Raw genomic sequence first — 21,397 nt, forward strand, 5'->3', positions numbered from 1 at the left:
GGGTTTGGCACAGTATCGTCAGGGGTCCGACGTCGCGGCTGGGCTAGGGCACGGCGGAGCAGAAGGGCTGGCAATTCGCGACGGGGGCAGGCGGGATGGGTTTCGGCTCATGGAATTTCGCGTGGGCGATCAGGAAGGCGAGCCCGATCGCGAGCAGGATCACCAGTCCGCCGCTGATCCAGGCCACCGCCCAGTTCTGGCGGCGGACGGTGACCAGGATGGTGCCGTCGTCACCCATCAGGACGGTGCCCAGCGGCGGGCCGGACAGCGGGCCGAAAAAGGCACTGCTCCAATCGAATCCGGGAGTCGGAGGCACCGGGAACCCCAATCGTGAGTACGTACGGGCGTGGACACTCGACGGCCCAGAGTACGCTCCGACCCAATCAATAGCTATATGCTATTTACGCAGATAACCGGTCATTTTTACCGGTATGTCCGATGTATTCCGTTCTCACCTACCGACATACGCGGCCAGGTGCTCGCCGGTGAGCGTGGAGCGGGCGGCCACCAGATCGGCGGGCGTGCCCTCGAAGACGATCCGGCCGCCGTCGTGACCGGCACCGGGTCCCAGGTCGATGATCCAGTCGGCGTGCGCCATCACGGCCTGGTGGTGCTCGATAACGATGACTGATTTGCCGGATTCGACCAGGCGGTCGAGCAATCCGAGCAGATTCTCCACATCCGCCAGGTGCAGACCGGTGGTCGGTTCGTCGAGGACGTAGATCCCGCCCTTCTCCCCCATATGCGTGGCCAGCTTCAACCGCTGTCGCTCACCGCCGGACAGCGTGGTCAGCGGCTGCCCCAGGCTCAGATACCCGAGGCCGACCTCCGACAGGTGCCCCACGATCTTGTGCGCGGCAGGGATTTTCGACTCGCCCGTGTCGAAGTAGCCCAGCGCCTCGTCGACCGGCATGGCCAGCACCTCGCTGATATCGCGCCCGCCGAGCTTGTACTCGAGCACCGCCGCCTGGAACCGCTTGCCCTCGCACTCCTCACAGACCGTGGCGACACCGGCCATGATGGCCAGATCGCTGTAGATCACGCCCGCGCCGTTGCAGGCCGGGCACGCGCCCTCCGAATTCGCGCTGAACAGTGCGGGTTTCACGCCGTTGGCCTTGGCGAAGGCCTTGCGGATGGGATCCAGCAGCCCGGTGTAGGTGGCCGGATTGCTGCGCCGCGAACCGCGAATCGCGCCCTGATCGATGGAGACCACGTTCTCGCCCGCCGGAATCGACCCGTGCACCAGCGAACTCTTGCCCGAGCTCGCCACCCCGGTGATGACCGTCAGCACGCCGAGCGGCACGTCGACGTCCACCTTCTGCAGATTGTTGGCGTCGGCGCCGCGAATCTCCAACGCGCCCTTGGGCTTGCGCACCGAGTCCTTGAGCGCGGCGCGATCGTCGAAGTGGCGGCCGGTGATGGTCCCGCTGGTGCGCAGCCCGTCCACGGTGCCCTCGAAGCAGATGGCGCCGCCGCCGGATCCCGCGCCCGGGCCGAGGTCGACGATGTGGTCGGCGATGGCGATGGTCTCGGGTTTGTGTTCCACGACCAGCACCGTGTTGCCCTTGTCCCGCAATCGCAGCAGCAGATCGTTCATGCGTGCGATGTCGTGCGGGTGCAGTCCCACGGTGGGCTCGTCGAACACGTAGGTGACATCGGTGAGCGCCGACCCGAGATGCCGGATCATCTTGACGCGCTGGGCTTCTCCGCCCGACAGCGTGCTCGACGCCCGATCCAGGCTCAGGTATCCGAGACCGATCTCCACGAACGCGTCGAGCACCCCCTGCAGCGCCTCGAGCAACGGGCCCATCGACGGCTCGCGCAGCTCGCGCGCCCACGCGGCCAGATCGCTGATCTGCATGGCGCAGGCGTCGGCGATGCTGATCTTCTTGATCTTCGAGGACCGCGCCAGCTCGGACAGCCGGGTGCCGTGGCACTCCGGGCAGACCTGGAAGGTCACCGCCCGCTCCACGAAGGCGCGCACGTGCGGCTGCAGCGAGTCGATGTCCTTGGACAGCATGGATTTGCGGATCTTGGGGATGAGCCCCTCGTAGGTCAGGTTGATGCCCTCGACCTTGATCTTGGTCGGTTCCTTGTAGAGCAGATCCGCGATCTCGCGCTTGTTGTACTTCTTGATCGGCTTGTCCGGGTCGAAGAACCCGCTGCCGATGAAGATCCGCCCGTACCAGCCGTCCATGCTGTAGCCGGGAATGGTGAACGGGCCCTCGTTGAGCGACTTGGAATCGTCGTAGAGCTGAGTCAGATCGATGTCGTTGACCGCACCGCGCCCCTCGCAGCGCGGGCACATGCCGCCGGTGATGCTGAACTCGCGGCGTTCCTTGACCTGCTTGCCGCCCTTCTCCACGGTCACCGCACCCGCCCCGCTGATCGAGGCGACATTGAACGAGAACGCCTGCGGCGAGCCGATGTGCGGCTTGCCGAGCCGGCTGAACAGGATGCGCAGCATGGCCATGGCGTCGGTGGCGGTGCCGACCGTGGAGCGCGGATCCCCGCCCATGCGCTGCTGATCCACGCTGATCGCGGTGGTCAGGCCCTCCAGCACGTCGACCTCGGGCCGGGCCAGATTGGGCATGAAGCCCTGCACGAAGGTGCTGTAGGTCTCGTTGATCAGCCGCTGCGATTCCGCGGCGATGGTGTCGAACACCAGCGAGCTCTTCCCCGAACCGGAGACGCCGGTGAAGACGGTGAGCCGCCGCTTGGGCAGGTCGACCGAGACGTCCTTGAGGTTGTTCACCCGCGCCCCGACCACGCGAATCAGGTCGTGGCTGTCGGCGGCGGGCAGGGCGTTCGGCGCGGACTTGCGGGCCATGCGGTTCTCCATCTATCTCGGGCGTTCCGGTCGGGGTGGCGCGAAGGTCAGGCGAGCTGCTGGATGCGGACGAGGTTGCCCGCGGGGTCGCGCACGGCGAAGTCGCGCACGCCGTAGGGCTGGTCGGTCGGCTCCTGCACGATCTCCACCACGTCGCTGTCCTGCAACTGCTCGAAGGTGGCGTCGACGTCCTTGGTGGCCAGCAGGATTCCGCCGTAGGTCCCCTTGGCCATCATCTCGACGATGAGCTTGCGCTCGTCCTCGGTGATGCCCGGATCCACGGCCGGCGGGTGCAGCACGATGGACGTCGAGGGCTGATCGACCGGGCCGACCGTCAGCCAGCGCAGCCCGTTGTAGCCGACATCCTTGCGGAGTTCGAAGCCGAGCGCGTCGCGGTAGAAGGCCAGGGCGGCGTCGGCGTCATTGTGCGGGAGGAAGCTCGCGTTGATGGTGATGTCCATGCCGATCACGCTATTTGCGGGGCACTTGCCGGGGCTTCTCGATTCCTGATCGGTCTGGTGATCGTTTTCTCCACGCACGAGGGCATGCCCTCGGGGGCGTCGGCCATCCGCTGCTTGTAGACGCTCGGCGGCATGCCGACCAGTTCGGTGAAACGGGTGCTGAAGGTGCCCAGTGAGGAACAACCCACCGCGAAGCAGACATCCGTGACGCTCAGTTCCCCGATGCGCAGCAGCGCCATCGCGCGCTCGATGCGCCGGGTCATCAGGTACGCGTACACCGATTCCCCGTAGGCGGCCTTGAACTGCCTGCTCAGATGCCCCGCCGAGATATGCGCGTCGCGCGCGAGCGCCTCCACGTCCAGTGGCTGTGCATACTCCCGATCGATGCGATCGCGCACGCGCCGCAGCCGCGCGAGATCGCTCAGACGCTGTTCCTCGGCGGGTTTGGCGGTCACCCCTCGATGGTCGCACGCAGGTCCGACACCGTCTCGACGGCGTGCCCGGGGTTTTCGGGCTACCGTTCAATCGTTCTGTCAGGTAACAGTTTTGCCTAGACCTGAGACATAGTGATTCGGGGAGACCGGTTCGTCCGGGAAACTCGACCACCACTGACCCTGTGACCGCTACCGACAATCGCTCCGACCGCTGCCGACAACCCGGCCGAGCGTGGCCCGAGGACTGGAACCGCTGTTTCGATGAAGCTCTCTGCACTACGTAATAGAACCGCCCTGCGGACCGCCGCCCTCGCCGTCACCGCGGCCCTGTCGGTGACGCTGGCCGCGGGCACCGGCTCGGCGGACCCGGACGCCGCCAAGCCCTCGGCCGTCACCTCCGTCCAGAAAGAGGGGCGGACCTGGCATCTGAAGGTCTACTCCGCGGCCATGGGCCAGGACATCCCGGTGGACGTGCAGCGTCCGGTCGACGAGTCGCAGCCCGCGCCGAACCTGTGGATGCTCAACGGCCTCGACGGCGGTCTGGGCACCGCCAGCTGGAACGCCCAGACCAACGCCCTCGGCTTCCTGGCCGACAAGCAGGTCAATGTGATCCAGCCGATCGGCGGCCGCGGCAGCTACTACGCCGACTGGCTCAAGGACGACCCGCAGCTCGGGCGCAACAAGTGGACGACGTTCTTCACCGAGGAACTGCCGCCGCTGCTGGACGCCACCCTGGGCTCGACCGGCCTGAACTCGCTGGCCGGCCTGTCCACCTCGGGCACCTCGGTGCTGCAGCTGGCCGAGGCCAAGCCCGGCCTGTGGAAGTCGGTGGCCGCGTACAGCGGCTGCGCGCAGATCGCCGACCCGATGGGCAAGCAGTTCCTCAAGTTCGCGGTGGAGACCTGGGCGGGCGGCAAGACCGAGAACATGTACGGTCCCGACGACAGCCCGCTGTGGGTGGCCAACGACCCGGTCATCAACGCCGAGAAGCTGCGCGGCACCAACCTCTACATCTCCAGCGGCAGCGGCATCCCGCTGCTCAAGGACGTGGAGTACTACACCAAGTCCGCGCCCGGCCCGCAGGGTGACATCAACCTGGCGCTGGGCATGATCATCGAGGGCGGGGTGGACGCCTGCACCCACAACCTCAAGAACAAGCTGGACTCGATCGCCATCCCGGCCACCTACCAGTTCGATCCGGTCGGCACCCACTACTGGCCGTACTGGGAGAACGCGCTGCACAACTCGTGGCCGATGCTGGCCGCGGGCATGGGCATCTCCGCCTGACGCCGACTTTCAGAAGCGCCGCAATGGCTTCGCGAGCGCCGCAATGCCGTCCTCGGTATTGCGGCGCTCGCGTCATTCCGGCGTGTTTTCGGCCGGAATCAGCGGGTGGCCGGATCCGGGACGCTGAAGGGGGTGCGGGCGATGCGGCCGCCGAGGCGCTCGTTGACGGCGAAGCCGTGGCGGCGGCACCACCGGGCCAGGATGGGGACCGCGGAATCGTCGTCGCGGAAGGTGGGGACGAGCTGGCCCACGATGTAGAGGTGGTGGGCGTCGGCGGCGCGGCAGAGGTGTTGCAGGACCGCGGTGCCCAGGCCGGTGCCGCGCAATTCCGGATGCACCGTGATGTTGTCGAGTTTGACGGTGTCGGCGTAGATGTCGAAGACCACCTCGACCAGCGGATCCGAGCGGCGCAGGGCCTCGATATCGAAGGGCACGGGTCTCAGCACCCCGGGTAGGTGCTCGGAGAGTTGTTGGCGCGCGGCCTCGTCGGGGGCATTGCGGGCCAGATCGAGGAGTTCCTCGGTGAGGTCGGCGACGACGGCGCGGTCGCCGGTGGCGGCGAGCGGGCGGGCCAGTGCGGCGGCCTGGGCGAGGGTTTGCAGACGGCGGGTCCAGGACGCGGCGTTGAGCCCGTAGCGCAGGGCCAGGTCGGTGAGGGTGTCCTCGAGGCACAGGGCCTTGCCGAGGCTGCGGATGTACGCGCCCGACATCATGCCCCAGCGGTGATCGTCGGCCCCGACGCCGTGCACGGCCAGCTCGCGCACCAGCGCGTCGCGGCGGGCGGTGGCGCGGGCCACCGGGGAGCCGGGGACCCGCAGCAGCCAGCGATGCCAGCCGGACAGATTGGCTCGAATACGGGTGGCGGCGATGTCGGCACTCGCATCGAGATAGTTGCACAGGGCTTGCTGACGGCGCTCCAATAGCTCACCGGCACGCGCGTCCGCGGACTCCTCCGGCGGCGTCTGACCCTCGCTCATAGCGACCTACGCTAGCGTCCAGTTCATTAGGCACTGGTCATCGGCACGCAGAAATTGCACTACCAGCCGAATCGGGCACCGGCACCGTCGGGGACACCGCCCGAGCCGGGGCCGAATCCAGTCGGCACCGCGGTTTGCTCCGGCGAAGCCAGATCCAGGTCGGTGACCCGGTACAGCAGCCCGCGTTCGTAGAGCGCGGCCTGTTTGCGCGTCCATCCGGTCGACTGCCGCAGGGCGGCACGGGCTTTGCGCCGCCGGTGATAGGTGAGCAGCGGCGCCAATCCGGCCTCGGTTCCGATGGCGCGGGCCGCCGGGCGCTCGATCAGGCCGCGGAACCAGTGCCGCTCGGTGGACAGCACCCACGCGTAGGCGATGGCGAAGATGACCAGATCGATGAGGATCGGCAGGTAGGTCGACAGCAGGGCCGGGCCGGGCGGGCGCGGGGCGTCGAAGAGGAAGTGCATGGTGAACGCCAGCGCGTAGAACAGCGCGAAAACGCCCAGCCGCCCACCCCGGGACCGGTCGGTGCGGATGAGCAGCAGCACGATGCCGACACCGGCCAGCGCCGACATGGCCCAGTGCGAGGTGAGCGCGGTGATCAGCCGCAGCACCGCCACCAGCAGCACGTCGACCACCGGATCCTGCGGCGAGGTCAGTGCGGTCTGGGTGCTGTAGAGGCAGTCCTCGGCGATCTGCGCGCCCAGCCCGACCGACGCGCCCAGCAGCAGCCCGTGCATGGGCCGGGTGAGCCGAGCCCGGAACAGCACGGCCACCACCGCGATTCCGATGGCCTTGATGTACTCCTCGTCGATGGGCGCGGTGATGGCGGCGCTCCAGCTGACGGCGAAGTGGTCGCCGAAGGCGTTGGTGATGGCCCGGCTGAGGTGGTCATTGGCCCACATGGCCAGCCCGGTCCACACCGTCGCGCCCCAGATCGCGCCCATGACCATGGGCGCGACCAGGCGGCGGCGGGCCCGGAAGGGGTCCAGCGCGAAGATGATTCGCCCGATCACCAGCAGGGTCAGCGCGGTGATGGGCAGCGCGGCCAGCGCGGCCGCACCCGCGAACCACACCTGCCCGGCGGCCTGCAGCAGGAACATGATCGGCCCGACCAGCACCGCGAGGCAATACACCCAGAACAACAGCGAGCGCGGCTGGAACCAGCTCATAGCGCGACCGCCTTGCTCGAGTTCAGCACGTCGGAGATCATGCGGTATCCGGCCTCCCGGGTCGGGCCGGTGACCGTCACGGTCACGGCCACATCGCCGCTGACGGCCACCGCGCACACCCCGCCCGCGGTATCTGGCAGCACGCAGGTGAGCCAGTGGAACTCGCCCGCGTCCACCACTCCCCCGTCGAATCGCACGGCGACCCCGGCCGCGCGCAGCGGCAGCAGCAGTCGCGGTGCGGCCGTGGCGAAGTCGGTGATCCCGTCGGTCACCGACACCGACAGCCGCTGTTCGCCGATATCGGATTTCAGCACCGCGATCGATTCGTCGCCGGTGGCCACCCGCCGCATCTGCTCGGGCACCCGGAACACCACCGCGTTGGACGGATCGGTGCCGCCGTGCACGGCCCCGACCCCGGTCGCGGTCAGCGTGATACCGGTTCCCGTCGCCACCTCGGTCTCCCGCGTCGGCACCGCCGCCGACAGCAGTGGTGGCGCCACCAGGGCGACCGTCAGCGCCCCCACCGCCCCGACCGCGGGCCCTACCGAATGCACAAGGCGCACCATGCTTTCCACCTCTCGGCTCCCTGATGCAACATCCGGGGGACACGGCGGCGTTCCGACCGCCCGCACCGAAACCCGGACAGCCGCCCACCTGACGCTTTGCCGCGAGTTAACCACACCGGCCCGCGGGACGGCGTCCGCAGCGCCGGGCCGGAGCCAGGGCGTGACCCGGCCCGCGGCAACCGAGATCACGGCCGGATCGGACGGCGGCGACGCGGCGGCGGACCGGATTTCGCGGCCGGTGGCCCGAGCCGCCGGTGCGTGGCGTCCACGTCCCGGCGGGTCGGTGATCCGGTCATCTGCTCCGATGGGTGACCAGGTGTGCGAGGGTGAGCAGGTCGCCGCGGGCGGGCAGGTCGGGGAGTGCGGCGACGCCCGCGCGGACCCGGCGCCGGGCCAGCCGCTCGGCCCCGCTCCGGCCGCCCGCCGCCTCGACCAGCGCCGCGGCGCGCGAGATGGCCTCCGGTGACAGTGGTTCGGTGCCGCGGTACAGCCCCGCCAGCGCGCGCCCGGCGTCGGTATCGGATTCCAGGGCCAGCACGATCGGCAGCGACCGCTTGCGCCGGGCCAGGTCCCCGGTGGGTTTGCCACTGCGGGCCGGATCGCCCCAGATGCCGAGGACATCGTCGACGGCTTGGAAGGCGACACCGAGGTTCCGGCCGAAATGTTCCAAGCCGCCGATGGTTTCGGCGTCCGCGCCCGCACTCAGCGCGCCCAGCGCACAGGCGCAGCCGAGCAGCGCGCCGGTCTTGCCCATGGCCATGCGCTCCCAGCCGGCGCGGGTGGCCGCGGCCGCGTCGACGTGGCAGTCCTCGTGCTGGCCCCGGCACATCTCGGCCACCGCGGCCGACAATCGCTCGATGGCGGCGGTGGCGGTGGCCGGGGGTAGTTGAGCCGCAAGGACATTCATCGCCAGTGCGTGCAGGGCATCGCCGAGCAGCACGGCTCGCGGGACGCCCCACACCCGCCAGACGGTGGGGCGGCCATGGCGCACGGTGTCGGCGTCCATGACGTCGTCGTGGATCACGGTGAAGTTGTGGACCAGTTCCACCGCGGCGGCCACGGCCGTCGTCTCCGAGGAATTGCACACCGCCGGTGCGGAATTGCCCGCCGGTTCCGTGGGAGGGTCCACCGTCTCCGCGGGAAATCCGTTGCAGGCGAGGGCGGCCGCGCCGACGAGGGCGGGGCGCAGCATCTTGCCGGACCCGGCGTGGGTGGGCGCGCCGTTGGTGTCGCACCAGCCGAAGTGGTATCCGGCCATGCGCCACAGGGGATCCGGCAGGTCGAGCACGGCATCGCGCAGGGCCGGTTCGAGCGCGGTGCGGGCCCGGGCGAGTATCTCGGCGGGGCGGTGGGCAGGGGGAATGAAGGCGGTCACGGTCATGGGACGCCTCTTTCAGGGTTTCAGCATCTGGATAAGACCGAAACGCAGCCGAAATGGTTGTGCACCAATATGTTTCAATGCTGCGACGGAGTGCGCAGTCCCAATCCCGTTAGTCCTCAGCCAATGAGCAGAACACAACTTGAACCGAGAAAAGTGTAATACGGGTTGTCGCCGGCGGTAAAGCGCTACCGCTCAGCATCGGCCGCCGACGGTTCGCCGGTTCGGACGCGAATGCCGCGCGCGGGATCGTCCCGCACGCGGCACGCGCAGCTGGCTCGATGACGAACTCCGCTGTCCCCCACAGCGGATCGGCCGATTGCTACCGGGCCCTACAGCAGGTCGGCCAAACCCTTCAGCGGTCCCGGCAGTCCGGCGACATGCTTCTTCAACCCCGCCACCACCGGGTTGGGCGTTTCGGCGCGCAGCCGGTCCAGCTCCGCCTGCATGGTGTCGACGGTCTCGGTGTAGTAGCCGTCCACCAGACCCGCGTCCTCGGGGTCGCCCGGCTGGGTGGACCAGTCCAGGGCGGGCAGGAAGCTGACCGTCACCGAGGCGGGCAGCGGAATCTGCGGCAGGATCGGGGCGATGCCGAAGGGCAGGCCCAGCGTGTAGGGAAACACCTTGGCGCGGACCAGCTTGTCCAGCTGCAGCAGGCGCGCGGTGCGCTCGCCGCGGCTGAGCACGAAGATGGAGTCGTGGCCGCCGTTGGCGACCGCGGGAATCACCGGGACGCCCAGTTCGAGGGCGAGGCGGATGAAGCCCTTGCGGTCGGCGAAGTCGATCTTGCCGCGATCGGTCCACGGGCGGCACGCCTCCCAGTCGCCGCCCGGGTAGACCATGACCGCGCCGCCGTCCTTGAGCCCCTTGGCGGCGGCCTCACGCGAGGCCGGGATGACGCCGAACCGGCGCAGGCTGTCGCCGAGCAGCGGTGCGCGCAAAAGGATGTCGTGCGCGACGCCGTAGCTGGGTTCGTCGGGGCGGCGGTCCAGCATGGCCATGAAGGTGATCCACACCTCGGGGGCCCAGTAGATGGACGAGTGATTGCCGATGACCAGGGCCGGGCCGGACGCGGGCAGATTCTCCAGACCGGTGACGGTCGGGGTGAAGTAATCGGTGTAGGCCCGGGCCAGCGGCATGAGCGGGTGGTTCGGGTCGGGGATAACCGTGGTTTCGGTGTCGGTCATGAGCCATTCCTGTCGTTGTATTGCCGGGGACGGGCGGCACGCAACGACACCTCACGACGCTGTCGAATCAACATGCTGTCGAATCAACGTCGAGCCGAATTGAATTGCCCCCGGGTCACATCCCCATTGATAGCTCCGACGGCCGCGCACGCGCGGTCCGGTTCAGTGTGCGGACGTCGCTGCGTTGCGACAGATGCCCGTCACCGTCCTCCCGCACTATCAACGGTATCAACACAAGCGTTTGCTTGTTAGGAAGTGTGCGAAACCCAACATTCATCGCGCCTTCCCGGCTCCGACGCGCGGGCTTCTGCCTAGGATGGCCGATTTCCTTGCCCGCGGGCGCGGGTGGAATCGGCCATCCTGCTGCTCGCCCCCGCGGCGTTGCTCTTCGCGGTGCTCCGACAACGGCGATAGCATCGGCCTGTTTGCATCACGATCCTCCCGCTCCTCCATGGTCACTGTGGCGAAGGGAATGCGTGTGCGCGACAACGAGTCCGACCATCCACTCAACCGGCGGTCGCTGCTCGGCCTGGCCGCCGCGGCCGTGATCACCGCCGGATTGCCGGGCTGCTCGCAATCCCCGAGGTCAGGGTCGACCGCGAGCCCGAGCGCCACCGTCGATCCGGACGACCCACGGGCCATCGCCGCCGACGCCTGCGTCTTCGGCTACCCGCTGGTCCTGATGGACATCACCCGCACCACCGCCGCCGCGGCCAACCGCTTCTATCACGCCCAGAATCTGCCCACCAGCAGCGATCGCGCGGTGGTGCGCATGAACCTGGACACCCTCTACTCCAGCGCCTGGCTCGACCTCGGCCCCGAACCGATGGTCTTGCAGGCGCCCGCCATGCCCGGCGGGCGGTACTGGCTCATGCAGATAATGGATGCCTGGTCGAATACCGTTGCCGACCCCAGCAGCACCGATCCGCAACCGGCCGAACAGCAGTCGTCGCCGCCGTTCACCTACGTCATCACCGGGCCGGAATGGTCGGGCCCGCTGCCCGGCAACCTCACCCGGCTGTCCGTGCCGACTCCGACCGCGTGGCTGATCGGACGCATCCAGGTCAACGGCGAGGACGACCTCCCGGCGGTGCACACCCTCCAGCAGCAATTGCGGCTGGTGCCGCTGAGCGCCTGGATCGCGGGCACCCGGACCCCGTCCGAGAGTTTGCCGCGGCCGCAGGGCGATCCGCCGGCCGATCAGATTTCGGCCATGGACGCCAAGACCTTCTTCAACCGCCTGTGCGCGGTGCTGGCCGTGAACCCGCCCGCGCCCGCGGACGATCCGATGATGAAACGCATTGCCGCCATCGGTATCACGCCCGGCGGCAATGTGGACGCACAGCCCGCCGAGCCGCTGGCCGCGGGGATCAAGGACGCGCGGCACCGGATCGTCACCTACCGCGACCCCGAGGGCAAGGACGTCAACGGCTGGAAGTTCGCCACCAATCTCGGCGCGTACGGCATCGACTACCTGTTGCGCGCCAATGTCGCCGATACCGCCCTGGGGGCGACCCTCTCGCGAGACGCGCTGTACCCCACCGTGTCCGAGAACGCCGACGACAGGGGAACGCCACGCCGATTCCGCCTGAAGTTCCCGGCCGGGCAACTCCCACCCGCCGACGCCTTCTGGTCGCTGACCGCCTACACCGCTGAGAGCTACCTGGTCCAGAACGACGCCGATATCTACTCGGTCGGCCACGCCGTGCCCATCGTGCCCGGCCCCGACGGTTCGGTCGAGTTCGCCGTCCAACACGACGACCCGGGACCGGCCGTGCCCAAGGGCAATTGGCTCCCCATCCCGGCCGCCGGCCGGTTCTCGCTCACCCTGCGGCTGTACGCCCCCAAACCGGAGGCCCTCGACGGCACCTGGCAGCCGCCGCGGCTCATCACCCAACCAGCGAGCTGACCTCGCCGCGGGTCCGGCGAATCCGACATCCGGAACAAACATGTCATGATGCGCATATCGGCGTATGAATATCTCAGGCTCGGGCGATGCGGCGGGACAGCACGGTTGCCGCCAGGTATCCGGTCACGGCGATGCCCACGCACCACGCCACCGCCGTCGGCGCGAAATCCCCCGCCGGGGTATCCATGAGCAGACCGCGCACCGTTTCGGCGATCGAGGTGACCGGCTGGTGGTCGGCGAAGCCGCGTAGCCAGCTGGGCAGGGTGTGGACCGGGACGAAAGCGCTGCTCACGTAGGGCAGGAACATGAAGATGAAGGTGAAACCGTTGGCCGCCTCGGGATTCGCGACCAGCACGCCCAGGGCCGCGGCCAGCCAGGACAGGGCGAACACGAACAGTGCGATCAGGCCCGCCACCGCGAGCCAGCGCAGCGGGTCGGTGGTCGGCCGGAAGCCGATGGCGACGGCGACCGCGATCACCAGGGTGGTGGTGATCAGGTTGCGCAGCACGCTCTCGAGCACATGCCCGGTCAGCACCGAGGTGCGGGACACGGCCATGGCGCGGAAGCGGTCGATGATGCCGGTGCTCACGTCGGTGGCCACCGCCACCGCGGTGGCGCCGGAGCCGAAACCCGCGCACAGCAACAGGATTCCGGGCACCACGTAGTCGATGTAGGAGCCGCCGACGTTCATCGCGCCGCCGAAGACGTAGACGAACATGAGCAGGATGGACACCGGGATGGCGACCGTCATGATCATGGTGTCCGGGCTGCGCAGGGTGTGGCGCAGATTGCGGCCGACCATGGACATCGAATCCTGGGCGGCATGGGTGAGAGTGCTCATCGCACGGCCTCTTTCGTGGTAGCGCCGGTCAGGGCGAAGAAGACATCGTCGAGATCGGTTGTGTGGATGGACAATTGGCCGATGGAGACGGCGTGATCGTCGAAATGGTCGAGCAGCTTGCGGATCTCGCCGACGCTGCCGTCCGAGGGCACCTGGAGCGCCAGCGCTTCCACGTCCAGCTCGGCCGCCGGGATCGCCCGCGCGGCGGCGACCAGGCCGTCCTCGTCGGCGAAGCCGAGCCGGATGTGACCGCCGGGCACCAGTCGCTTGAGTTCGGCCGCGCTGCCCTCGGCGACGATGCGGCCACCGTCGAGCACCGCGATGCGGTCGGCCAATTGATCGGCCTCCTCCAGGTACTGGGTGGTGAGGAAGATGGTCACGCCGGTGGCGACCAGCTCCCGGATCACCCGCCACAGTTCGCGGCGGCTGCGCGGATCCAGGCCGGTGGTGGGCTCGTCGAGAAAGACGATGCGCGGCCGGCCCATCAGGCTCATGGCGATGTCCAGGCGGCGGCGCATGCCGCCCGAATAGGAGCCCGCGCGCTTGTCCGCGGCGTCGGTGAGCTCGAACTGCTCGAGCAATCGCGCTGTGCGCCTGCCGGTTTCGCGGGAGCCCAGATGTAGCAGCCGCCCCATGAGCCGCAGATTCTCCGCGCCGGTGAGGATCTCGTCGACCGCGGCGAACTGCCCGGTGACCCCGATGAGCGCGCGGACCGCATCCGGCTCCCGCACCGGATCGTGGCCGCCCACCCGCACCTCTCCCCCATCGGGCCGGTTCAGCGTGGTGAGGATGCGGACCACGGTGGTCTTGCCCGCGCCGTTCGGCCCGAGCAGGGCGAAGACCGTGCCGGCGGGCACGCTCACGTCGATGCCGCGCAGCACCGGCTGGTCGCCGAAGGATTTGCTGAGCCCGCCGACCTCGATGGCCAGGGCGGGTCCTGATGTCGCCATGGGAACCCCGAATCGAATGGATTTCAGAAACTGTGTACGAGCTACACTCTGTTTATAGAGTACACAGTTTAGGCGATGGCGCAAGATAGAGGTCGGAAAGACGCGCCACGACGTCAGCGGAAGTGGGAGGTCAGATGAAGCGGCCCGATGTGCGAGTCCTGCCCAAGTCGGTGCAGTTGCTGTGGGATCTGGACAGCGCGGGCAGTCGCGGGCCCAAGCGCGGGCTGAGCCTGGACCAGATCCTCGACACCGCCGTGGCGGTCGCCGACGCCGAGGGTTACGCCGCGCTGTCCATGGCCCGCGTCGCCAAGGAGCTGGGTTTCACCACCATGTCGCTCTACCGCTATGTCGACAGCAAGGACACCCTGGTCGAGCTGCTGCACGACCGCATCTGCGACACCCCGCCCGACCTACCCGCCGACGACTGGCGCGGCGCGCTGGAAGCCTGGGCCTGGGCCGAATTCCACGCCATCCGCGCCCACGACTGGTGGCTCGACATCCCCATGACCTCGCCCCCGATCGGCCCCAACAATATGGCCTGGCTCGAGGCCGGTATGACCGCGCTGTCCACCTTGCCGATCCCGGAGTCGCTCAGACTCCAACTGCTGATGAATCTTTCGATCTATGTCATCGGCCGCACCCGCTTCCTGCGCGACACCATCCAGCCCGAGGACAAGGACCACGACTACGCGGCCATCCTCGCCGCCGTCCTGGATCCCGAGCGCTTCCCCGCAGTTACCGGCGCGCTGACCAACCGCGCCTTCGACGGTGACGACATGCACTGGGAGGAAGCCGATTTCGGTTTCGCCCTGGCCCGGCTGCTGGATGGTTATCAAGTCTTCATCGACGGCTGCGCCGAAAAGTGATCCGCGTCCCACCCGGATCGGCCTGGGCGGGAAGGGGATCGGCCGATATGTCAAGCGGGCGTAAACATCGTGCTAACGCGACCGCAACTGCTTGACCGGGCCACGGTGAGATCCGAACATTGCCCCATGAGGCCGCACAGCAGGTGCGGACCCCGGCTCGCGTAAGACGCGATGGAGATAGACGCATCGACGTCATGACTCGAGAAGGTGAGGGACGAATCATGGCCATTGTCGCCTTCCCCCGCATTTCCACCAGCGCCCGTCCCACCTTGGCGGCCGGGGCCATGGTCCTCGTATTGGCCGGGCTCACAGCGGCTTTCGTCTACGGTGCGATGCCCGCCGTGGCGGGCCCGGCCGGTCCGGTCCCCGCGGTCACCGTCCGGGTGCACGCCGACATCGCGGCCACGCTGCCCGCCTGCACCGAGATCACCGAGGACAGCCCCAACCCGGCGTGCGCCGACACCGACGCGGAACCCGCGCTCAACCCCGAGCCGACGCCTGTCGATCAACACTGACCGACACCGGTCGATCGGCACCGGCCGAGGCCGGGCGGCCGGTACCTGTCAGCGACGCCGCCAGTAGCGCGGCGATCACGAAAAGGACTGCTACACAGGCCATCAGGCCGACCCAGCCGTCCGCGGCGTAGGCGATCCCGGTAACGCTGCCGACCACCGCGCTGCCCAGGTAGTACGCGAACATGTAGAGAGACGATGCCGCGCCGCGGTTTTCGGCCAGCGCGCCCACCCAGGCGCTGGCCACCGTGTGCGCCCCGAAGAACCCGGTCGTGAACAGCAGAACGCCGATCAGCACCGTGCCCAGACGGTCCGGGATGGTGATGAGCGCGCCCAGGGCCATCAGCGACAGCGCCGCCACGAGGATGCGGTGGTGGCCGCGGCGATCGGCGAGCCGACCCGCGTACGCGGACGCGACGGTGCCCGCGAGGTAGAGCACGAACACCGAACCCGCCAGGGCCGCGGGCAATTCGAACGGGCGGTGGGTGAGCCGGTAGCCGAGGAAGTTGTAGACCGAGACGAAGCTGCCCATCAGCAGGAACGCCAGGCCGAAGAGCGCGAGCAGGCCCCGATGGCCGAGCTGCCGGCCGAGATCGCCGATCAGCGCGCCCAATCCGGCCGGGCGCGCGGTGAATCCGCGTGAGGGCGGCAGCATCCGGGCGAACCACACCGTGCACAGCGCCGCCGCGACGGACACCGTCACCTCGGCCCACCGCCACGACGCCATGCCCAGGGCGATCGACGGAAGCAACCGGCCCGCCAGTCCGCCGATGGTCGTCCCGGCGATATAGACGCCCATCGCCGCCCCGAGTCCGGCCGACCCGATCTCCTCGGCCAGATACGCCATGGCCACCGCGGGCACCCCCGCCAGCGCGATCCCCTGCACGGCCCGCAGCGCCAACAGCACGTCCAGCGTCGGGGCCAGCGGCAACAGCAGGCCCAGCGCCGAGGCGAGCACCGCCGACCCGATCATCACCCGGGTCCGCCCGATCCGCGCCGACAGCACCCCGGCCGGAATGATGGCCAGCGCGAGGAACCCGGTGGTCAGCGAGACGGCCAGGGCGGCATGCGCGGGCGCGACCCCGAAGGCGGCGGACAGACTCGGCAACAGCGACTGGGTGCTGTACATGGCGGCGAAGGTGGTCAATCCGGCCGCGAAAAGGGCCGTGATGACCCGCTTCTCATGGGCTGACGCCGATCGGTCCGGCGCGGCGAGCCCCGCAACGCTGATCATAGGATCCTCTCTGGACATCGGGTGGTCGGGATGCCGGGATCCAGGGTGCGACGTTGGCGTTTAGAACGGAAATGCATGATGATCGGAAGTCTCATGCGGTGATGGCATATAGCGAGGAGGCGGTGTGCTCGGCGCGGATCTGGAGTGGTTCACCACACTCGCCGAAACGGAGAATGTCAGCGTTGCCGCCGAGCGGCTGCATCTGGCCCAGCCCACGCTCTCGCGGATGCTCGCGCGCTTGGAAAAGCGGCTCGGGGTGGCGCTTTTCGATCGGCACGGCAAGCGCATCCGGCTCAATGACTACGGGCGGCTCTACTACGAGCACGCCCGCCGCGCCCGCGCCGAACTGCACGCGGGCGAGCAGGCGGTCGCCGACCGCGTGAATCCGGCCAAGGGCGTGGTGCGGCTGTCGTTTCTGCACTCCTTCGGCGGCGGGCTGGTGCCGCAGCTGATCGGCGAATTCCGGCGCGGCTCCGGGCGGATCGATTTCACGCTGTTCCAGGGCGCGGCCGAGGTGATCACCCGGCAGGTCCTCGACGGCGAGGCCGATCTGGCGCTGGTGTCGCCGCGGCCCGGCGCGCCCGGGCTGGGCTGGCGCAGGCTCCTGAATCAGCCCGTGGTGCTGGTGGTTCCGGCCGATCACCGGCTCGCGGGGCAGCGTCAGATCCGCCTGGCCGAACTCGCCGACGCCGAATTCATAGCCATGCACCCGGGTTTCGGCATGCGGCGCGTCTTCGACGAGCTCTGCGCGGCGGCGGGGATCCGGCCGCGCATCGCCTTCGAATCCAGCGATCTGGTGACCGTGTGCGGCCTGGTGGCAGCCGGGCTCGGGCTCGGCCTGGCGCCGCTGGAGGAACCGATGCCGCCGGGGGTCTCGGCGGTCCCGCTCGCGGACGCGGGGGCCTCCCGCGATGTCGGCCTGGTCTGGTCCGCCACCGCCACCCCGCCCGAAGCGGTGCGGCGCTTCCGCGATTTCGCAACCGAATGGGCGGATCGCCGCCCGGTCGATCCGACGGCCCGCCGCGCCGCCGATTCGACCCGCCGCGCTGCCGAATCCACGACCCGCCGTCAGGCCGATTCGGCCGCCCGCCGTCATGCCTGGTGAGAGTGGTACGCGCGCGCTGTTACGGTGGCTGAACGGTAACTGACTTGTCGCTTCGACCCAGGGAGCCCGTGCAGCGAAATCGTCAGGTCCTCGACACGGCCGGCGCGAGCGCCGCCGCCGCGGTCGCGTGCCTGGCGCTCATCGTGCCCGCCGAGAACGGCTGCGGAAGCGCGGGCTCGGCATTGCAGACGACCCTGCTGACGATCACGGTGCCCCGCGCCACCGCCGCGGGCGCGGTCGTCGCCGTGCTCGCCGCGGTCTGCGTGAGCATCTTCAGCCCGCGTGTGGCCTGGGGTACCGCCGCGGTCGCGGCACTGCTCCTGACCACCGACCACCTGCTGGTCGCCGCCACCCCCTCGAGTCTGACGACCGCGAACTTCGTGGACTCGATCTCGGCGGGTGTACTGCTCGGGGCGGCGGGCGCGGCCGCCCTCGAATATCGGCCGCCGGCAATCGGATACCTGGCCGGGGCGCTGACCGGTCTCGCGGTGGGCAATCACCTCGAGTTCAGTGCCACCGATCAGAGCAGCCGGTCGATCCTCGAGCGGGCCTTCAACGATCTGCCGCCGAATTGGCTGTCGATCCCCACCATTGGATTGCTGGCAGTATGCTGTCTGATCCGGCGACGGCCGGTCGAAGCGTATCCGACCACCCTGAACCTCCCGTTCGGACCGGTGCTCGCCGCGGCCATCGTGATCACGACCATTACCGTGGTGTCCGAACGGCTCGAACCCGCCGGCGCCGGCGCGGCAGCCATCGTGGCCGGTGTGCTCGCCACCCTCGCGGCCGCCGTGCTCGCCGCCCTGCTGATGCCGGGCCGCGACGGCACCCTGATCCTGTTGGCGGTGGCGCTCGCGGGCACCGGCAGCGCCATCGCGGTCGGCGCGCAGGCCCATTGGAAACTCGTGCCGATGCTGATCGCCGTGCTCGCCGGACTGGCCGCGGGCCTGCTGCGCCCGGTCCCCGCGGCCGCGATCGGCGGCGCGCTCGCCCTCGGGCTGTTCGCGCTCCTCGGTCCCACTGTCCCACAGGATGATTCGTGGCCGACGCTGATCGGCAGCTGCGCCATCGCCGCCCTCGCCGGTTACGGCTTCGGCGCGTTCCGCACCCGCACGGCTCCGGGCATCGTGCTGCCGCTCGGCATCCTGCTGTTGCCGTCGGCCGTGCTGACGCTCGAATACCACAGTTGCGCAACCGCATCCGTGCGCACCGAAAATATCACCGGCAACCGCACCGGCTGGGCCGGGCTGGCCCTCGCGGTCGGCTCCGTACTCGCGATACTCGCGTTGCGCCGCCGGCGATCCGAGCCCGGAACCTAGGAGATGCGGTACAGCCAGACCCGGGGGTCGGCGGGCTCGCCGGAGGAGGTCCAGCCGTAGGAGTGCGCGATGCCGTCCGCGTGATAGCCGTGCAGGTAGTCCCGCAGATCGGTGCGCTGGGAATGCCCGGAGACGATGCCGCGCAACACGATTGCGGTGAGGTCGTACGCCTCGACGGCGAACGCGCCCGGCGGCTGACCGGCGTCGGCCCGGTAGTCGGCGAGGAAGCGGTCCGTGGCGGGCCCGCACGAGCAGTCCACGATCGTGCCGGCCGCGTCCGGCCCGGCGGCGGTGCGGAAGGACGGATCGTAGTCACCGTCACCCAGCACGAAAGTCGCTGTGACACCGGCTTTTCGCAGCTCGGTCAGCAGCGCGGAGGCATCCTGCGGATATCCCGAGTAGAACACCGCATCCGGATGGGCCGCCGCGACGGTCCGGGCGGACGCGCCCAGGTCACGGCCGGAACCGATGCTGAGTCGGCACTCCGGCAGCTCGGCGCGGCCCAGACCGTCGATGACGGCGGGCGTCAGGGCGTCCTCGAATCCGCCGCCATTGTCGCGCAGCACGCAGACGCGGGAGAAACCAGCGGTGGTCGCCAGGTAGCGGCCCAGCGCCGGGCCCTGCACATTGTCGTTGGCCAGGCCCCGGAAGAAACCGGACCAACCCAGCTGTGTGAGTATCGGATTCGACGCCAGCGGGGTGAGGAAGGGCAGTCCCGCGTCGTCGAGGGTCTTGCCGGCCGCCATCACCTCCGGCGAGAGCGCGGGGCCGATCACCGCGACAATGGACTTGTCCGCGGCGATCTTCTTGGCGACCTGTGCCGCCATGGCCTGATCGCCGCCGGTATCGAACTCCCGCAGGGTGACCGGGCAGGCCCCGCCCCGGAAGAACTGGGACACCGCGAGTTTCACGCCGCCGAGCACTCGTTCGCCGAGCGCCACATTCGAATCCGTCCCCGAGAGCGGCAACGCCGCCGCGATGGACACCGGCGCGCACGGCAACCGCCCGTCATTGACCGGGTCCTCCACCGAGACCGGTGCGCTCACCCGCCTGCCCTGCAGGTCGATCTGCGTGAGCGGGCCGAATCCGGAATACACCGCGGCCTGCGGGCCGTTGTCGGTCGCGGGGTGCGGGGTTCCCCGATTCGAGCCGGAATCATGTGCCGCCCAGAAGATTCCGGCGGCGGTCGCGAGCATCACCGCCACTGCGGCGGCACCGGCCGCGACCCAGCGCCGCCGGCGGCGTGGGTCCGCGGTCACTCGCCGCCGGGAGGTTGCGGCCACGGTGAGGGCGTCGGGCAGGGGCGGGGTCGTCACCACGGACGCGGTGACGCTCGGCTCACCGCCCGCCGCATCCAGCAGGCGCGTGGCGGCCGCCGCGCGGATCGCGTCCGCCCCGGGCGGTGCATCCAGTCGCGACGGGACCTCCGGTCGAGACGGCACATCCGGTCGGGGCGGCATATCCAGACGGGAGGGTGCATCCGGCCGGGACGGCCCGTCCACACGGGGCGGCACGTCCCGCGTGGACGGTGTGTCCAGCTCGGTCGCCGTGTCCGAGGCCCCGATGTGTGCCTGCTCGAACGGCATCAGGGTGGAGTCGGCGGTCTCCGACAGGGCCTTCGCCGCAGCGTCGGCGAAGGCGCGGCACGACTCGAATCGGCTTTCGGGACGCTTGGCCAGGGCGCGCTCGAGCACCGCGTCCAATGCCGCGGGCAGTTCCGGGCGGCGGTCGCTGAGCCTGGGTACCGGCTGCTGCAGATGGCCCGCGATGACGGCGGCGACGGTCTCGGCCTGGAACGGCGTCGATCCGGTGAGCAGCCGAAACAGCGTGCACGCCAGGGAATATTGATCCGAGCGCTGATCGGACGCGGCCCCCGAGAGCTGCTCGGGCGAGGCGTAGGTGATGGTCGCGGCCAGCATGCCGGTGCGGGTGATCTGCGCCGAATCGTCGCGCAGCCGCCCGATCCCGAAGTCCGTCAATAGAATCCGCTGCTCACGCCCCGGCGACGGCCGGGTCAGCAGAATATTGGCGGGCTTCACATCCCGGTGCACCACACCCATCGAATGCGCGTAGTCGAGCGCCTTGGCGGTCTCGGCGATGACATGCACCGCGTCGGCGGGCGACAACGTGAACGGATCCAGCGACGCGGCATCCCCACCGTCCACGTATTGCATGGCGATCCACAGCCGCCCGTCCTCGACCTCCCGATCGTGCACGGTCACGATATTCGGATGATCCAGCCGCGCGATCAGCTCGGCCTCCCGCTCGAACCGAGCCCGAGTCTCGGCCTGCGAAGCCAACTCCCGAGCCAGCAGCTTGACCGCCACCAGCCGCGGCAACCGAGGATGCCGGGCGAGAAAAACCTCCCCCAT

Annotated in this window: 19 protein-coding genes; 6 read left to right on the top strand and 13 right to left on the bottom strand. The window is 69.2% G+C overall.

Annotated features, from left to right (window positions below; genetic code table 11):
- Positions 1–43 precede the first annotated feature (43 nt).
- The 4 genes from NS2_RS17020 to NS2_RS17035 form a co-directional block, all read right to left on the bottom strand.
- Complete coding sequence (locus NS2_RS17020) at positions 44–316, bottom strand: hypothetical protein (RefSeq protein ID WP_143161362.1); 273 nt, start codon at positions 314–316, stop codon at positions 44–46.
- A gap of 135 nt (positions 317–451) precedes the next feature.
- On the bottom strand, positions 452–2,830 hold the full coding sequence (locus NS2_RS17025; RefSeq protein WP_033088406.1) for an ATP-binding cassette domain-containing protein: 2,379 nt from the start codon (positions 2,828–2,830) through the stop codon (positions 452–454).
- 47 nt (positions 2,831–2,877) lie between these two features.
- Positions 2,878–3,291, bottom strand: a complete 414-nt coding sequence (locus NS2_RS17030; protein ID WP_033088407.1) for a VOC family protein — start codon at positions 3,289–3,291, stop codon at positions 2,878–2,880.
- A 5-nt stretch (positions 3,292–3,296) separates the two neighbouring features.
- Positions 3,297–3,746 carry a helix-turn-helix transcriptional regulator gene (locus tag NS2_RS17035; protein WP_033088379.1) on the bottom strand — a complete coding sequence of 150 codons (450 nt, stop codon included), beginning with the start codon at positions 3,744–3,746 and terminating at the stop codon, positions 3,297–3,299.
- Between the two features lie 240 nt (positions 3,747–3,986).
- Here NS2_RS17035 and NS2_RS17040 point away from each other — a divergent pair, with 240 nt between their 5' ends.
- Entirely contained in the window at positions 3,987–5,012 is a 1,026-nt protein-coding gene (locus NS2_RS17040; RefSeq protein ID WP_036551929.1) for an alpha/beta hydrolase, read from the top strand.
- Positions 5,013–5,110: 98 nt separating this feature from the next.
- Here the strand turns inward: NS2_RS17040 and NS2_RS17045 are convergent, their stop codons facing one another.
- The 5 genes from NS2_RS17045 to NS2_RS17065 all read right to left on the bottom strand — a co-directional run bounded on the left by NS2_RS17045 (position 5,111) and on the right by NS2_RS17065 (position 10,289).
- Positions 5,111–5,989 (bottom strand): GNAT family N-acetyltransferase, encoded by an 879-nt coding sequence (locus tag NS2_RS17045; RefSeq protein ID WP_033088381.1) that lies wholly within the window; start codon positions 5,987–5,989, stop codon positions 5,111–5,113.
- A 59-nt stretch (positions 5,990–6,048) separates the two neighbouring features.
- Positions 6,049–7,158 (bottom strand): PrsW family intramembrane metalloprotease, encoded by a 1,110-nt coding sequence (locus NS2_RS17050; protein WP_147207211.1) that lies wholly within the window; start codon positions 7,156–7,158, stop codon positions 6,049–6,051.
- The gene (locus tag NS2_RS17055) at positions 7,155–7,724 is read right to left on the bottom strand and encodes a hypothetical protein (RefSeq protein WP_143161363.1); all 570 of its coding nucleotides are present in this window, start codon (positions 7,722–7,724) and stop codon (positions 7,155–7,157) included. Before NS2_RS17055 ends, NS2_RS17050 begins: the two co-directional genes overlap by 4 nt.
- 292 nt (positions 7,725–8,016) lie before the next feature.
- Positions 8,017–9,105 carry a polyprenyl synthetase family protein gene (locus NS2_RS17060; protein ID WP_045438005.1) on the bottom strand — a complete coding sequence of 363 codons (1,089 nt, stop codon included), beginning with the start codon at positions 9,103–9,105 and terminating at the stop codon, positions 8,017–8,019.
- A gap of 329 nt (positions 9,106–9,434) precedes the next feature.
- Entirely contained in the window at positions 9,435–10,289 is an 855-nt protein-coding gene (locus tag NS2_RS17065; RefSeq protein WP_052086549.1) for a lysophospholipid acyltransferase family protein, read from the bottom strand.
- A 472-nt stretch (positions 10,290–10,761) separates the two neighbouring features.
- Between NS2_RS17065 and NS2_RS17070 the strand changes: the two genes are divergently transcribed.
- Positions 10,762–12,198 carry a DUF1254 domain-containing protein gene (locus NS2_RS17070; protein ID WP_033088411.1) on the top strand — a complete coding sequence of 479 codons (1,437 nt, stop codon included), beginning with the start codon at positions 10,762–10,764 and terminating at the stop codon, positions 12,196–12,198.
- 73 nt (positions 12,199–12,271) lie between these two features.
- Here the strand turns inward: NS2_RS17070 and NS2_RS17075 are convergent, their stop codons facing one another.
- Entirely contained in the window at positions 12,272–13,039 is a 768-nt protein-coding gene (locus NS2_RS17075; RefSeq protein ID WP_033088383.1) for an ABC transporter permease, read from the bottom strand.
- The gene (locus NS2_RS17080) at positions 13,036–13,989 is read right to left on the bottom strand and encodes a daunorubicin resistance protein DrrA family ABC transporter ATP-binding protein (RefSeq protein ID WP_033088384.1); all 954 of its coding nucleotides are present in this window, start codon (positions 13,987–13,989) and stop codon (positions 13,036–13,038) included. The genes NS2_RS17075 and NS2_RS17080 overlap by 4 nt, the downstream gene beginning before the upstream one ends.
- A 134-nt stretch (positions 13,990–14,123) precedes the next feature.
- Between NS2_RS17080 and NS2_RS17085 the strand changes: the two genes are divergently transcribed.
- Together NS2_RS17085 and NS2_RS17090 are read left to right on the top strand one after the other, a co-directional pair.
- A complete protein-coding gene (locus NS2_RS17085) occupies positions 14,124–14,855 on the top strand; it encodes a TetR/AcrR family transcriptional regulator (protein WP_147207212.1) in 732 nt (243 codons plus the stop codon).
- Positions 14,856–15,076: 221 nt separating this feature from the next.
- Positions 15,077–15,370: a hypothetical protein gene (locus NS2_RS17090; protein WP_033088386.1), complete on the top strand. Its 294-nt coding sequence runs from the start codon at positions 15,077–15,079 to the stop codon at positions 15,368–15,370.
- Here the strand turns inward: NS2_RS17090 and NS2_RS17095 are convergent.
- On the bottom strand, positions 15,336–16,601 hold the full coding sequence (locus NS2_RS17095) for an MFS transporter (RefSeq protein WP_045438003.1): 1,266 nt from the start codon (positions 16,599–16,601) through the stop codon (positions 15,336–15,338). The genes NS2_RS17090 and NS2_RS17095 overlap by 35 nt on opposite strands.
- A gap of 124 nt (positions 16,602–16,725) precedes the next feature.
- Between NS2_RS17095 and NS2_RS17100 the strand changes: the two genes are divergently transcribed.
- Together NS2_RS17100 and NS2_RS17105 are read left to right on the top strand one after the other, a co-directional pair.
- Complete coding sequence (locus NS2_RS17100; RefSeq protein WP_045438001.1) at positions 16,726–17,706, top strand: LysR family transcriptional regulator; 981 nt, start codon at positions 16,726–16,728, stop codon at positions 17,704–17,706.
- Between the two features lie 68 nt (positions 17,707–17,774).
- Positions 17,775–19,025: a hypothetical protein gene (locus NS2_RS17105; RefSeq protein ID WP_052086550.1), complete on the top strand. Its 1,251-nt coding sequence runs from the start codon at positions 17,775–17,777 to the stop codon at positions 19,023–19,025.
- Here NS2_RS17105 and NS2_RS38235 read toward each other — a convergent pair.
- Entirely contained in the window at positions 19,022–21,397 is a 2,376-nt protein-coding gene (locus NS2_RS38235; protein ID WP_335582323.1) for a bifunctional serine/threonine-protein kinase/ABC transporter substrate-binding protein, read from the bottom strand. The two genes, NS2_RS17105 and NS2_RS38235, sit on opposite strands and share 4 nt — an antisense overlap.

Source organism: Nocardia seriolae NBRC 15557, assembly GCF_007990715.1.
GTDB lineage: Bacteria > Actinomycetota > Actinomycetes > Mycobacteriales > Mycobacteriaceae > Nocardia > Nocardia seriolae.

Coding starts and splice junctions, on each gene's coding strand:
- NS2_RS17025 (WP_033088406.1), bottom strand. CDS start 2,830: ATGGCCCGCAAGTCCGCGCCGAACGCCCTGCCCGCCGCCGACAGCCAC.
- NS2_RS17085 (WP_147207212.1), top strand. CDS start 14,124: ATGAAGCGGCCCGATGTGCGAGTCCTGCCCAAGTCGGTGCAGTTGCTG.
- NS2_RS38235 (WP_335582323.1), bottom strand. CDS start 21,397: ATGGGGGAGGTTTTTCTCGCCCGGCATCCTCGGTTGCCGCGGCTGGTG.
- NS2_RS17090 (WP_033088386.1), top strand. CDS start 15,077: ATGGCCATTGTCGCCTTCCCCCGCATTTCCACCAGCGCCCGTCCCACC.
- NS2_RS17070 (WP_033088411.1), top strand. CDS start 10,762: ATGCGTGTGCGCGACAACGAGTCCGACCATCCACTCAACCGGCGGTCG.
- NS2_RS17030 (WP_033088407.1), bottom strand. CDS start 3,291: ATGGACATCACCATCAACGCGAGCTTCCTCCCGCACAATGACGCCGAC.
- NS2_RS17045 (WP_033088381.1), bottom strand. CDS start 5,989: ATGAGCGAGGGTCAGACGCCGCCGGAGGAGTCCGCGGACGCGCGTGCC.
- NS2_RS17060 (WP_045438005.1), bottom strand. CDS start 9,105: ATGACCGTGACCGCCTTCATTCCCCCTGCCCACCGCCCCGCCGAGATA.
- NS2_RS17050 (WP_147207211.1), bottom strand. CDS start 7,158: ATGAGCTGGTTCCAGCCGCGCTCGCTGTTGTTCTGGGTGTATTGCCTC.
- NS2_RS17065 (WP_052086549.1), bottom strand. CDS start 10,289: ATGACCGACACCGAAACCACGGTTATCCCCGACCCGAACCACCCGCTC.
- NS2_RS17055 (WP_143161363.1), bottom strand. CDS start 7,724: ATGGTGCGCCTTGTGCATTCGGTAGGGCCCGCGGTCGGGGCGGTGGGG.
- NS2_RS17040 (WP_036551929.1), top strand. CDS start 3,987: ATGAAGCTCTCTGCACTACGTAATAGAACCGCCCTGCGGACCGCCGCC.
- NS2_RS17095 (WP_045438003.1), bottom strand. CDS start 16,601: ATGATCAGCGTTGCGGGGCTCGCCGCGCCGGACCGATCGGCGTCAGCC.
- NS2_RS17080 (WP_033088384.1), bottom strand. CDS start 13,989: ATGGCGACATCAGGACCCGCCCTGGCCATCGAGGTCGGCGGGCTCAGC.
- NS2_RS17075 (WP_033088383.1), bottom strand. CDS start 13,039: ATGAGCACTCTCACCCATGCCGCCCAGGATTCGATGTCCATGGTCGGC.